The 13,053-nt window shown below is 64.6% G+C and carries 13 protein-coding genes; 2 read left to right on the top strand and 11 right to left on the bottom strand.

Annotation, left to right across the window (positions count from 1 at the left end; genetic code table 11):
* Positions 1–331 precede the first annotated feature (331 nt).
* The 3 genes from RT460_RS06100 to RT460_RS06090 are packed head-to-tail and all read right to left on the bottom strand — an operon-like array spanning position 332 to position 3,392.
* A complete protein-coding gene (locus RT460_RS06100; protein WP_313317791.1) occupies positions 332–1,081 on the bottom strand; it encodes a pseudouridine synthase in 750 nt (249 codons plus the stop codon).
* On the bottom strand, positions 1,078–2,745 hold the full coding sequence (gene ubiB / locus RT460_RS06095; protein ID WP_313317789.1) for a ubiquinone biosynthesis regulatory protein kinase UbiB: 1,668 nt from the start codon (positions 2,743–2,745) through the stop codon (positions 1,078–1,080). Before ubiB ends, RT460_RS06100 begins: the two co-directional genes overlap by 4 nt.
* A complete protein-coding gene (locus tag RT460_RS06090; protein ID WP_313317787.1) occupies positions 2,742–3,392 on the bottom strand; it encodes an SCP2 sterol-binding domain-containing protein in 651 nt (216 codons plus the stop codon). The genes ubiB and RT460_RS06090 overlap by 4 nt, the downstream gene beginning before the upstream one ends.
* A 357-nt stretch (positions 3,393–3,749) precedes the next feature.
* On the opposite strand from RT460_RS06090, the gene ddlA reads away from it, so the two are divergent.
* Positions 3,750–4,853 carry a D-alanine--D-alanine ligase gene (gene ddlA, locus RT460_RS06085; protein ID WP_313317784.1) on the top strand — a complete coding sequence of 368 codons (1,104 nt, stop codon included), beginning with the start codon at positions 3,750–3,752 and terminating at the stop codon, positions 4,851–4,853.
* 75 nt (positions 4,854–4,928) lie between these two features.
* Here ddlA and RT460_RS06080 read toward each other — a convergent pair whose 3' ends face one another.
* The 4 genes from RT460_RS06080 to oleC all read right to left on the bottom strand — a co-directional run bounded on the left by RT460_RS06080 (position 4,929) and on the right by oleC (position 8,750).
* Positions 4,929–5,084, bottom strand: coding sequence for a DUF1328 domain-containing protein (locus RT460_RS06080; protein ID WP_065868112.1), 156 nt, complete (start codon positions 5,082–5,084; stop codon positions 4,929–4,931).
* A 102-nt stretch (positions 5,085–5,186) separates the two neighbouring features.
* Positions 5,187–6,173: a 2-alkyl-3-oxoalkanoate reductase gene (gene oleD, locus RT460_RS06075; RefSeq protein ID WP_313317782.1), complete on the bottom strand. Its 987-nt coding sequence runs from the start codon at positions 6,171–6,173 to the stop codon at positions 5,187–5,189.
* Between the two features lie 284 nt (positions 6,174–6,457).
* Entirely contained in the window at positions 6,458–6,844 is a 387-nt protein-coding gene (locus RT460_RS06070; RefSeq protein WP_313317779.1) for an endonuclease domain-containing protein, read from the bottom strand.
* Between the two features lie 262 nt (positions 6,845–7,106).
* Positions 7,107–8,750, bottom strand: a complete 1,644-nt coding sequence (gene oleC, locus RT460_RS06065) for an olefin beta-lactone synthetase (protein ID WP_313317777.1) — start codon at positions 8,748–8,750, stop codon at positions 7,107–7,109.
* A 103-nt stretch (positions 8,751–8,853) separates the two neighbouring features.
* Between oleC and RT460_RS06060 the strand changes: the two genes are divergently transcribed.
* Positions 8,854–9,285 carry a YkgJ family cysteine cluster protein gene (locus tag RT460_RS06060; protein WP_313317775.1) on the top strand — a complete coding sequence of 144 codons (432 nt, stop codon included), beginning with the start codon at positions 8,854–8,856 and terminating at the stop codon, positions 9,283–9,285.
* Positions 9,286–9,573: 288 nt separating this feature from the next.
* Here RT460_RS06060 and RT460_RS06055 read toward each other — a convergent pair whose 3' ends face one another.
* The 4 genes from RT460_RS06055 to RT460_RS06040 form a co-directional block, all read right to left on the bottom strand.
* Complete coding sequence (locus tag RT460_RS06055; RefSeq protein ID WP_313317773.1) at positions 9,574–10,263, bottom strand: phospholipase D-like domain-containing protein; 690 nt, start codon at positions 10,261–10,263, stop codon at positions 9,574–9,576.
* Between the two features lie 126 nt (positions 10,264–10,389).
* Positions 10,390–11,283: an alpha/beta fold hydrolase gene (locus RT460_RS06050; protein ID WP_313317770.1), complete on the bottom strand. Its 894-nt coding sequence runs from the start codon at positions 11,281–11,283 to the stop codon at positions 10,390–10,392.
* Between the two features lie 208 nt (positions 11,284–11,491).
* Positions 11,492–12,508 carry a 3-oxoacyl-ACP synthase III gene (locus RT460_RS06045; RefSeq protein WP_313317768.1) on the bottom strand — a complete coding sequence of 339 codons (1,017 nt, stop codon included), beginning with the start codon at positions 12,506–12,508 and terminating at the stop codon, positions 11,492–11,494.
* Between the two features lie 110 nt (positions 12,509–12,618).
* A complete protein-coding gene (locus RT460_RS06040) occupies positions 12,619–12,936 on the bottom strand; it encodes a DUF4156 domain-containing protein (RefSeq protein ID WP_313317765.1) in 318 nt (105 codons plus the stop codon).
* Between the last annotated feature and the right edge of the window lie 117 nt (positions 12,937–13,053).

Here is a 13,053-nt window from a genome sequence, read left to right as displayed (position 1 = left end):
GGCACTACCGTTGTTGCCCTCTCTCCTTTGGCAAAGCCAAGGGGAAAGCTGGGGAGGGGTGTTTTTCGCTGGTAGAGCCCCTGCCGAGCATGGCTCGGCACTACCGTTGTTGCCCCCTCTCCTTTGGCAAAGCCAAGGGGAAAGCTGGGGAGGGGTGTTTTTTGCTGCTAAAGCCCCCTGCCGAGCATGGCTCGGCACTACCGTTGTTGCCCTCTCTCCTTTGGCAAAGCCAAGGGGAAAGCTGGGGACCCCCTCCCTTTGGCAAAGCCAAGGGGAGGGCTGGTGAGGGGTGCTTTTCGCTGCCAAAGCCCCTGCCGAGCATGGCTCGGCACTACGGCTGGTCTGGCAGCTTCCAGCCGAACAGGTCCATGGCCTTCTGGAATTCGCGGTCCAGCGGCGCGCGTACTTCGATGCGGCGCCCATCCTGCGGGTGCGGGAAGGCCAGGCGTTCGGCATGCAGCAGCATGCGATGCACGCCCTGCATGCGGAAGCTGCGGTTGTGCCGCCCATCACCGTGACTGGTGTCGCCGATCATGTGGTGGAACATGTGCTTGAGGTGCCGGCGGATCTGGCGGAAGCGACCGGTCTGCGGCTGGCAGCGCAGTAGCGCATAGCGCGAGGTCGGAAAGCCCGCCGACGGAATCGGCAACTCGCCCACCAGCAACTTCTGGAAGTGGGTGATGGCCTGCTTCTTGACCGGCTTGCCGGGGCCGCCATCCAGATCGTGATCAACGGTGAAGGCATCTTCGGCCGGCCAGCCGCGGCATACGGCCAGATAGTCCTTCTCCACCTCGCCGCCCATCAAGGTCTTGCCCAGCGTGCTGGCGCTTTCGCGATCAAACGCCAGCAGCAGGCAACCGCTGGTGGCGCGATCCAGCCGGTGCACCAGGAAGATCGGCTTGCCCAGCTGCTCGCGCAGGCGGTCGGCCAGGAAATCATCTTCGCCACGCGCCAGCTTGCTGTCGTGGACCATCAGACCGGCGGGCTTGTTGACCACCGCCAACCACGGGTCTTCGTACAACAGCGGCAGCGGTTCAAACACAACCGGCTCGGCCGCCACGTCCTCAAGCACATCACTCATCGACGCAACCACGCGGAGGCCACTGCAACGGCACCGGCCACGCCAGTGACCCACGACCACACCGGAATCGACGCCAACTGCGGGCCACCGGCATGCAGGCCATACAGCAGCGCCGACACCACCATCAGGCCAGCGCCGGCAACGGCGGTAACCACGCGGCGCTGCATGCGCTTGAGCGTGTCGTCGAGGTTGACGATGTCCTGCGAACGCATCGCCAGTTCATGCTTGCCTTCCACCTGCTGACGCAGCCAGCTGTGCAGCAACGCCGGCATGTCCGGAGCCTGGGTCATGATTTCCGGCAGGCGCTTGCGCAGTTCCTTCAGCGCGCGGCGCGGGCTGTAGCGTTCGCGCAGGATGCGTTCGAGCACCGGCTTGGCCACTTCCCAGATATCCAGTTGAGGGTCGAGCTGGCGACCCACGCCTTCGATGTTGAGCAACGTTTTCTGCAGCAGGATCAGCTGCGGCTGCAGGGTCAGCTGGTAACGCTGGGCAGTGCGGAACAACTTCATCAGCACTTCGGCCAGCGATATCTGCGACAGCGGGCGGGTGAAATACGGCTCGCAGACCGCACGCACGGCCGCTTCCAGTTCATCGATGCGCACCGTGGCCGGCATCCACTGCGCCTGCAGGTGCAGCTCGGCGATGCGGCGGTAATCACGGTTGAAGATGGCCATGAAGTTTTCGGCCAGATAGAACTGATCCTCTTCCGACAACTGGCCCATGATGCCGAAGTCCAGCGCGATGAAACGCGGGTTGTCGCGGCGCGCCGGATCGATGTCGACCCAGATGTTGCCGGCATGCGCATCGGCGTGGAAGAAGTTGTCGCGGAACACCTGCGTGTAGAACACGCGCACGCCCTTGGCCGCCAGCGCCTTGCGGTCGATGCCGGCCTTGTCCAGGGCAACGATGTCGTCGGAGGGAATGCCCCAGACCCGCTCCAGCGTCAGCGCGCGTTCGGCGGTGTGGCTCCAGATCACTTCCGGCACGTACAGGTCGTCGGAGTTTTCCCAGAAGCGACGCAGCACGCTGGCGTTGGCGCCTTCGCGCTGCAGGTCCAGCTCGGCAGCCAGAGTGGTTTCGATCTCGGCCACCACTTCGCGTGGGCGGATCTTGTCCGCGCGCGGATGGGTACGCTCGACCAAGGCCGCCAGCGACTTGAGCAGGGCGATATCACCGGCAATCTGCTTTTCGATGTCCGGGCGCAGCACCTTGACCACCACCTGGCGGCCATCGTCCAGCGTGGCGGCATGCACCTGCGCGATCGAGGCCGAGGCCAGCGGCGTGGTGTCGAAGCTGGCGAACGCCTCGGTGATCGGCAGGCCCAGCGCCTGCTCGACGATCTGCAGCGCGCGTTCGCCATCGAAGGGCTTGACCCGGTCCTGCAGCAGGGTCAGTTCGGCGGCGACATCCGGCGGCACCAGGTCACGGCGGGTCGACAGGATCTGCCCGAACTTGACGAAGATCGGGCCCAGTTCCTGCAACGCCAGGCGCAGGCGTGCACCGCGCGACTGCGAGGCGATATCGGCACTGGCACGCGGCACGAACGGCTTGGCGATGCCCAGCCAACGTTCAACCGGGGTGCCATCAAGCAGGTCGTCCAGGCGGTAGCGCAGGATCACCCGGCCGATGCGGCTGGCACGGAACATGGCGCGGGTGGCCTTCATGCGGCACCTCCAGCGCGCTGACGCAGGCGTGCGATGCGCACCGCCATGCGTTCGACGTCATCGCGGATCACGTCCACATCGTCATGGAAGGCGTCCAACTCGGCACGGGCAACAACATCACGCGACTCCTCGGTAACGTATTCAGCGGCGGTCTCGGCCAGGTCCTTGGCACTGCGGCGGGCCTGCAACAGGGCCGCGCGCAGGGTCTGGGCGATCTGCACGCCGAGGATTTCGCCAAACGCTTTGACAAAAGGCTGCTGCCAATCCGGATCAAAACGGGTGGCCAGCTGCTGCAGGCGCCGCGCCAGCTCGGCATCGCCGGATACCTTGACCCGTCCGGCCGGCGCGCTGTTGCTGCGGCGCGCATTGGCCAGGAACGGCAGCTGCGCCAGCACCCCACCCAGGGTGCTGCGCACCGCCAGGTCCGGCTCCAGCGACGGGTCCACCGGGCCCACGGTCAACCGCTCGCCAGCCACGCCGATCTGCATGGCCAGCGATGGCGACTCCAGGGTCAGGGCGATGCGCTGGCCATCGAGCGCGGCCAACGCGGTACGGGTGTCCGGGTCCAGCGCCAGGGCGCGGTTCAAGGCCACTTCCAGCGCACGGCCGGCCAGCGGCTTGATCATCTTGAGGGGGGATGCAGGCATGCGGGCATTCTACCGGAGGGGCGCAGGCCCGTAGGGCCGGGAATGGAGAGCGACATAGCCCGGGTAAGCGCAGCGCACCCGGGGGCCATTCGCGGGCGCGGGGGAAGCCTGCGTTGGCTTGCTCCCGGGTGCGCTGTGCTTACCCGGGCTACGGGCTGCGCGGCGCTTACCCGCGCTACCTCATTGCACAGGGTTTGTTCATGTCAGCGCGTCTTGTTCATGCGGCAGGGGTAGCAGTTGCACGGCGCGCCCGCCGTACGGCGTGATCAACAAATCCCGAATCCCGCATCCCCAATCCCGGATTTTGCGTTCATGCTATGCGTACCCCTTCAACACAGCGGCAGGAGCACACAGGCAATGGGCAAGACTCGGGTTGGCATCATCTTCGGCGGTCGTTCGGCCGAGCACGAGGTCTCGCTGCAGTCGGCGAAGAACATCCTCGATGCATTGGACAAGGAGCGTTTCGACGTCAGCCTGATCGGCGTGGACAAGCAGGGGCTGTGGCACCTGTGCGATACCGCCGGCTTCCTGCTCAACGCCGATGATCCCAAGCGCATCGCGCTGGATACCTCCGGCCCGTTGCTGTCGGTGCTGCCTGGCGCCGAACGTGGCCAACTGCTGGCCGCCGATGGCCGCGATGTGCCGCAGCTGGACGTGGTGTTCCCCATCGTCCACGGCACGCTGGGCGAAGACGGCACCCTGCAAGGCCTGCTGCGCACGCTGAACCTGCCGTTCGCCGGCCCTGGTGTGCTCGGCTCGGCTGCGGCGATGGACAAGGATGTGGCCAAGCGGCTGCTGCGTGATGCCGGGCTGTCGGTGGCACCGTTTGCCTGCTTCAACCACGTCACCGCTGCGGCCGCCGATTTCGACGCGCTGGTGGCGACCCTGGGCCTGCCGCTGTTCGTAAAGCCGGCCAACCAGGGTTCGTCGGTGGGCGTGAGCAAGGTGCGCAATGCCAAGGAATTCGCCACTGCGATGGCGCTGGCCTTGTCCTTCGACCACAAGGTGCTGGTGGAATCGGCGATTGTCGGCCGCGAGATCGAATGCGCCGTGTTGGGCAACAACGTGCCCGAAGCCAGCGTCTGCGGCGAAGTGGTCGTGCATGACGATTTCTATGCCTATGACACCAAGTACATCAGTGCCAGCGGCGCGGAGACGGTGATTCCGGCCGATATCGCTGCCGACGCACAGCAACGCATCCGCGACATCGCGGTGCGCGCCTACCAGGCGCTGGACTGCATCGGCATGGCGCGGGTGGACGTATTCCTCACCGCCAGTGGCGAGGTTGTCATCAACGAATTGAACACCCTGCCCGGCTTCACCAAGATCAGCATGTATCCCAAGCTGTGGGGCGCAAGCGGTCTGGGCTATACCGCGCTGATCACCCGCTTGATCGAGCTGGCGCTGGAACGTCACGCCGCCGACAAGAGCCTGCGCAGCTCGATCAGCGCCTCGGCCTGATCAGCACCCAACGCAAACGACACGGCCCGCGCCCTCAAGGAGGACGCGGGCCGTTTCATTTGGACCTTGCGGGAACTAGCCCTTCTTGCGGAACAGCGAGATCACCGCAAGGATCAGGAAGACGACGAACAGGATCCAGGCGATGTTGCTGGCCGCACCGGCAATGCCACTGAAGCCGAGGACGGCAGCAATGATGGCGATGACGAAGAAGACGACGGCGTAATGCAGCATGGGATTGGTCCTTGGCTGGAAACAGGGTTCCATCCTCTGCAATCGCCGGTGGTGATGCGGTGATGGATGCGTGATCGCCGCATGACGATCACGCGTCAGCATTCAGGATGCAGCCGCCAGTCGACGCAGGCCTTCCTCGATCGACACGCGTGGCACATAGCCGAAGTCGCGACGCGCCGGCTCCATCGAATACCAATGCGGCGTGCACAGCTGTTCGGCCAGGAAACGCGTCATCGGCGGCTCGCCGCTCAAACGCAGCAGCGGCCACAATTTTTCGCACACCGAACCAATGCGGTAAGCCGTCTTGAACGAGATCGACTTCTGCACCGGCGGTGCCCCCACGGCGGCCAGCAGCTTGTTGAGCAGCTCGCGCATCGGCAGCGGCTCGCCGTTGGATATGAAGTAGGCGTTGCCTGCGCACGCGGCACCCACCACCAGATGATCGAAGGCATCGAAGTGGGCCTGCGCGGCGTTGTCGATGAAGGTGGTATCGACCTTGTTGTTGCCATCGCCTACGAAGCGCAATCGGCCGGCGCGGGCGCGCTCGGCCAGCCGCGGCACCAACTGGTTGTCGCCCGGTCCCCAGATCAGCCGCGGGCGCAGCGCCACGGTAGCCAGCTCGGCACCATTGGCGGCCAGTACCTCCTGCTCGGCGATGGTCTTGGTGGCGGCATAGGGCGCCTGGAAATCCTCGCCGTAAGGCACCTCGTCAGCCCCGAGGCCCTCAACCGGATGGGTGGCGCGATGGGTGACGCTCGGCGTGGAGGTATAGACCAGGCGCCCGATGCGGTGCGCGTGGCAGGCATCGAGCACGTTGCGGGTACCCACCACATTGGCCTGGTAGTAGCTGTCGTAGCTGCCCCAGGCGCCGGCCTTGGCGGCGTTGTGGAAGATCGCGTCAACCCCGGCTGCGGCGTGGTGCACGGCGCTGGCATCGGCCAGATCGCCACGGATCTGGCCTACACCCAGCGCCTGCAGCACCTCGTAGTGGCCACGATTGAAGCTGAGCACCTCATGGCCGCGCTCGACCAGGCCACGGCACAACGCCTGCCCAAGAAAGCCACCACCGCCGGTTACCAGAATCTTCATAGTTCGATCACTCTGCTGCTGGGCCGCCGCCGCGTGGTCAACGCAACGGAAGCGGATGAAGTTGGCGCACGGCAGGCGTGCCGCCGAGGCACGCAGTATCGCAGCACTGGTTGACCAGGTGGTTGGCCTGCGGTGGCAGGGCGGCTGCTTTACCCTTCCCCAGCCCTCCCCTTCGTGGTGCAAAAGGGAGGAAGCGAGAGCACCCCTCCCCAACCCTCCCCTCCGCCTACGGCGCAAGGGAGGGGGCAACAGCTGCAGCACTGCTAGACCTTCGAGCAACCCGCTCAGCCCTCCCTTTCGCGCACCGGAGGGGAGGGTTGGGAGGGGTGCTCCTTGCCGTGCACCAGAGCCCGCAGAATGTCCTCCAGTACCGCCGGCATCCCCTGCAGAACCTCGTCATTCCAATAGCGCAGCAGCCGAAAGCCCAGGCTCTGCAGCATTTCGGTGCGACGTTGGTCATACGCACGCTGCTCAAGATGCTGCCCACCATCCAGCTCGACGATCAACCTCGCTTCAAGGCAAACAAAGTCGGCGATGTATCCGCCCAAGGGCATCTGCCTACGGAAGCGAAAACCCGCCAACTGGCGGCGCCGCAACTGCTGCCACAGGCGGTCTTCGGCATCGGTAGGCGTGTTGCGCAGTGCCCTGGCACGCTTTCGCAGCTTGTCCATTGCGGCTCTCCGTGTTTGCTGCGGAAAGCCTGCGATTGCTGTTGCTGGAGGCCAGTCAGGGAATAGCTGGATTCGGGCTGTCTTTCGGCTCAAAGAACACTGCGCTTTACCCCTCCCCAACCCTCCCCTCCGCCTACGGCGCAAGGGAGGGGGTGACAGCTGCTGCTTTAAACAGCCGCGAGAGAGCCAGGCTTTAGCCCTCCCTTGCGCCGTAGGCGGAGGGGAGGGTTGGGAGGGGTGCTTCTGCTTCAAGCCTTCGTCTTCAACCCAACTGCGCCTGCGCCCACAGCGCCAGCTTCTCGCGCCCGATCTTGGCGTTGTGGCGGATATCGACGGGGAACTCCGGGTGCCGCAGGAAGGTGCCAATCCCCGCCAACGCGGGCCGCGAAGCTCCCAGCAACCGCAACTGTGACTCCACCGCCGCGGCGTCGGCACCGGGCAACAGCTCAAAGCACAGCACCGGCCGCTGCTGTCCAAGGGCGCCTACCCCCACCAGGGCAGTACGACGCACACCCGCCACGGTGTTGAACACAGGCTCCACTTGCTCGGTATACATCGGCCCCTGCACCGTCTCCACACGGTGCGTCTTGCGCCCGCAGAACCACAGCCGCCCCTCCACGTCGAACCAACCCACATCACCCATGCGATGCACGATGCGTTCACTGCCATCGGCCTGCACTTCGCGGATCTTGGCGGCCGCTGTTGCCTGCGGGCGATTGAAATAGCTGTCGGTGGTTGTGGGGCCGACCACGGTGATCTCGCCCACTTCGCCGGCAGGCAGCTCACGCACGCCACTCCAGTCCGCGATGGGCGCATCGGTGATGGCGATGATGCGCACGTCATTGGGTGCAACCACGCGGCCAACGCAGGTGCCTGCACCGGCCTCGGTCGCCTCGCGCGTGTCGACCAGTTCACGGCCTTCGATCACCGCTACCGGCAGGCATTCGGTTGCGCCGTACGGGGTCCAGAACTGACCATCCGCAGGCATCAGCGAGCGGATCCTGGAGACGATCTGCGGCGGAACCGGCGCACCAGCCGAGGTGGCGCGGGTCACGGTAGGCAGCGGCTGCCCATGCTCGGCCAATACACGCATCAGCGCCGGCGAACCAAACAGCTGGGTCACACCGAAACGGGCGATGGCATCGTGCAACTTGCGTGGGTCCGCACTGCCGGGCCGGGTCGGGTCCATGTCCGGGATCACCGAAGTCAGCCCCAGCGCCGGATCGAACAACGCGAACGGTGGGAAAGTCGGCAGGTCGATGCCGCCGGGCTGCATGCCGAAGGCATTGCGCAGCAGCTCCACCTGGCCGACGAAATGGCGATGGCGATAGACCACGCCCTTTGGTACGCCGGTAGAGCCACTGGTGAACAGGATCGCGGCAACGTCGTCCCCTGCAGTTTCGGCCAACTGGCTGCCCGCCCCTGCGCCAGCTGCCTCCAGCCGCGCCAGCGTGGTACCGCCCCAGCCCCAGCGCCGCCCCACCGTGACCCGGATCTTCGCCGACCTGGCCCAGCCCAGCAGCACCCGCGCAAACTGCGCCAAGGGGATGCCGATGAAGGCCTGTGGCTGCGCTTCATCCAGGCATTGCTTGAGCGCCCGCTTGTCGATGCCCGGGTCGACCAGCACCGGCACCGCGCCGATCTTGAACAGGGCGAACATCAGCAGGAAGAACTCCGGCCCCGGCCGCACCATCACCACCGCACGGACGCCGCGGCCGATGCCGTATGCCGCCAGCCCAGCGGCAATGGCGTCGCTACGGGCATCCAGCGTGCGGTAGTCCAAGGTCACGTCGTAGGCGGCCATGCCGTTGGCGGCCGGCTTGCCCGGGCAGCGGATGGCAATCTGGTCGGGACGTTCACGCGCCAACTCGGGCAGGCGTGCGGCGATATTGCAGGTTTCGTTCATCTTCCTATTGTCGCCAATGCAGAAAAATCTTGCGCGCCGGCCGTCAGCGTGGAAAATTTCCCGCCTCCCTTTCGTCCAACTGCCGCCCCAAGGCCGGTATCCCATGCCCCATCCCTGCCTCACCTGCGGCGCCTGCTGCACCCAGTACCGCGTGGCCTTCCACTGGATGGAATCGGACGAAGTCACCGAAGGCGGCGTGCCGCACCAGCTGACCCAGCGCCTGGACCCACACCGGCTATGCATGCAGGGCACCTATTCGGACCCGATCCGTTGCGTGGCCCTGGATTCGGAGATCGGCGTGTACTCACGCTGCACCATCCACCCCAACCGGCCCAGCGTGTGCCGCGAGGTGGATGCATCGTGGGAATACGGCAAGGCCAGCTCGCAGTGCGACCGCGCGCGCATCGCCCACGGCATGCCGGCATTGACCTTGGCCGATTGGCGTTGGCGTGACGATGCCGACAACGATGACGATCACCCCGACGACAATGGCAACAGCCCTTCGTCACCCCCGAATACGCCGATTGCGGCGTAAGTAGTCGGTGCCGTAATTCCGGATTGTTGCTGTTGCCGTAAGTAAGCTTTGGCTTTGGTTTTGGCTTTGGCTTTGGCTTTGGTTTTGGCTCTGGCTCTGGGCCTCTGCCCTTATGCCGTCATTCCCGCGCAGGCGGGAATCGCTCCTGCTTTACGCTCCAGTTTCACGTTCCCATCTTTGTTTTGACCTTGGCCGCTAGCAAAAGAAAAAAGCCAGAGGCAGAGCCAGAGCGATTCCCGCCTGCGCGGGAATGACGGCAGAAAGCCTGGCGCCCATAAAGCATCGCTCTCAAAGCGCCTTGTAACGCGCCCACAACACCTCGAACTGCTGCACGAAACTGCGCACCAGGTTGGGGTCGTTGCTGACCACCAGGTTCTCGTCGTTGTGCTCGGTGGCGGTGCGGGTCCAGTTGAAGCTGCCATTGGCCAACACTTTGCCGTCAAACAGCGCGAACTTGTGGTGCATGTGGTATTCGCTGTGATCCACCTTCACCGGAATGGCGCTTTCATGCAGCCGGCGGATGTCGTTGCCATCGTCGTACACCTTGTCGTTGTCGCTGATGATGCGCACCACCACGCCACGCTTGTGCGCGTCCAGGATCACACTGCTCAGGCGGTCGTCGGAAATGGTGAAAACGCAGATATCCAGCGACTTCTTCGCCCCGGCGCATAGCGCGCGCAGGCGTTGCATGCAGGCATCACCCGGTGAGAAATAGGTGCTGGTGAGGGTTTCGGCCGGGCCCGCGTTGACGTCCAGCGTACGTACTACCTGTTCCACCCACTTGAGCACCGGCAAGGCTTCGGCCGGATGGGTGCTGATCTGCTCGCGGGCAATGTCGAAGGCGCGGTTGCGCATGAAGCGCAGGCGATCAGGGGGCAGTTCCTCGCCCAGCTCACGCAGAGAGGACTTTTCCTCATTGCTCAATGCCATGTCCTGCGCGCTGTCGCGCAACTGGCGATCCAGGCTGTCGAAATCCATCCGTCACTTCCTGAAGAAAGGAGCGACAGCTTGGCACACCACCCGGTAGCAGCGGCGTGAGCCGCGAAGCCAGCACGGCATCGGCAAGCACAACGCCGGCGTCACGCCCCCATGCGGGGCACTGCCTCAGCGCAGCGGATTGCGCTCAAGAAACGCACGTACCGCCGGCACGATCACTTCATGCTTGTCTTCCAGCACGTAGTGGTTGGCGTCCTCGAAGGCGGTCACTTCGGCCTGCGGCAAGGCCTTGCGGAAGCCGGCCAGGAAGTGGTGATCGAAGCAGATGTCGCGCAGGCCCCAGGCGATATAGGCCGGACGATCGGCGAACGAGGGCAGCGCATCCGCCGCCCCCTGCAGCAGTGACCAGGCCTTGTCGGCCGGCGACAGCGGGATGTCCTGCATGAAACGGATGGTGGAAATGCGGTTGTCCCAGCTGTTGTACGGGGACACATAGGCGCGCCGCACATCGGCCGGCATGCGCCGGCTCACGCCCAGCCACGATGCGCCGGAGGAGAACGCATTGAAGGTGCGGATGAACCACTCGCCCGGCTTCCAGTGCCGGCCCATGGCGATCTGCCACGGCATCGGCTTTTCCGGCGGCAGCGGGAACGCGGCGGTATTGGTGATCACCAGGCGCTTGACCTGCGCATGGTGCGACAAGGCCCAGCCGAAGCCGATCATGCCGCCCCAATCGTGCACCGCCAGGGTGATCGGGCCGGTGATGCCCAGGTGCTTGAGCAGCGCGTCCAGATCATCCACGCGCGACTGCAGCGTGTATTCATAACGGCTGTCATCGGGCTTGTCGGACAGGCCCATGCCGATGTGGTCGGGCACGATGCAGCGGTACTTGTCGCTGAGGCCGTTGACCAGGTGCCGCCACAGATAACTCCACGACGGATTGCCGTGCAACATCACCACCACTTCGCCATCGCGCGGACCTTCATCGATGTAGTTCATCGACAAGCCCGGACGGACTTCGAAGCGGTGGGTCTTGCTGGGGTAACCGGGGAGTTTGTTCATCGGGTTGCACCTGCGGCTGCTAAGCCCCTCTCCCGTCGGAAGAGGGGTTGGGGAGAGGGTTGGCCGGAGTGGAGATGCTTGAACAAGCGCTCCAACCCCAAGTAGATGCGTGCTGCGCACGCGTCCCCTCTTCCGCCCTTTGGGCACCTTCTCCCACAAAGGGAGAAGGAAAAACATGCGATCCCGCAGTTCGCGGCAAGGCCTGAACTTACCAGACCACCTCGGCCATCGTGCAGTTCAAGCCGGAGCCAATGCCCATCAGCGCGACACGGTCGCCCTTCTTGAGCTTGCCCAGCTGGCGCAGCTTGCTCAGCACGATCGGTACCGAGGCCGGGCCGATGTTGCCGTGCTCACCAAAGATGGTCATCACCTTCTTCGGGTCGATGCCGAAGGCCTTGATGAAGGCATTGGTGTGCGGCTGGCTGACCTGGTGGATCACGAACTGGTCAATCTCGTCCACCGCCCAGCCCAGCGCGATGCGCGTGGCTTCAAAGGTCTTGGTGGCCAGCTTGATGCCTTCGATCAGCAGCATGCGGGTATCGGTGACCATGCGGTCCAGGTTGCCGACGCACAGCTTGTTCCACTGGTTGGCCGCACGGGTCACGCCACCCTTGTAGCGCGGTGCATCCGGCACCAGCTCCGAGCGCGCCATGACCATCGCAGCCGCACCCGAACCGGTGGTCAGTGCCGCCACTTCATCGCGCAGCTGCTGGGCGGTGATGTCCGGGGACATCATGCGCTCAAGCGTCTTTTCGTAGACCAGGTTGGAGGTCTCGCCGTCGACGATCAGTGCGTAATCGATGTCACCACGCTCCAGCATGCGTGCAGCCACGTCCATGCCGTTGATGAAGGCCAGGCAGGCATTGGCGATATCGAAGGTGACGCAGTCTTCGCCGATACCCAGGTTGCCGGACACGATCGAGGCGGTGGACGGCTCCAGGTAATCACGGCTGACCGAGGTGTTGACCAGCAGGCCCACCTTGTCGGCGGTGATGCCGGCATCTTCCAGTGCCTTGCGGCCGGCCATGGTGGCCGCATCCGAGGCCTGCGTACCCTGGTCCCAAAGGCGGCGCGCGTGGATGCCGGCAATATCGCCCAGCACGTCGGCACGAATGCCCAGGCGTTCCAGCGTGGGCTGGAGCCGCTCGTTGATTTCCTTTGAGGTCAGCGTATGCGGCGCATCAATATGCGCCAGTCCCGCGATCGAGACATTTTGAAAAGGCATCGGAAAGCGCCAAGACTCAGGCGAAGGGGGCGCTATTCTAGCCCCTGCGCCTTTTTACCGCATCTTTACAAATCGGAGGCCCGCCGTATGGAGCCCCCGAGGACCGTCGATCAGCGCGGCGGGCACTGCCAGGCCGAGTAGCGCTGGCTGCCATCGGCAGGCAGGCCAAGGGCTTGCACCGCATTTGCACCCGCGCTGGTGGCCTCGTTGCGGGCCAGGGTTTCCAGCTCTTCCTGCACCCGCAGCGGGTTGCGGTTGTAGAAGCCCACCTTGCTCTTCACCGTGACCTCGATCTCGCCCTTGGCTACGCAGCCGGGCGCAACAGGCCCTGCCGGCAGCACGCGAACGGCCTTGCCGCTGGACTCGATCGGCACCCAGGTGCAGGCAGCGGTTGAGGCAATCAGGGCGGACAGCAACAGAACGCGCATGGACTATTCCTTGTGAAGATCAGAACGGATTGTGCCGTGAATGGATGAACAGATGGTGATCCAAAGGTACGAAACGGCGGTGAAGCGGTAGTGCCGAGCCATGCTCGGCAGGGGCTT

Origin of the sequence: Stenotrophomonas sp., from assembly GCF_032061965.1 — a bacterium.
Lineage (GTDB): Bacteria > Pseudomonadota > Gammaproteobacteria > Xanthomonadales > Xanthomonadaceae > Stenotrophomonas.
The sequence above is the reverse complement of the archived record's forward strand: the minus strand, read 5'-3'. Positions and strand labels throughout refer to the sequence as shown.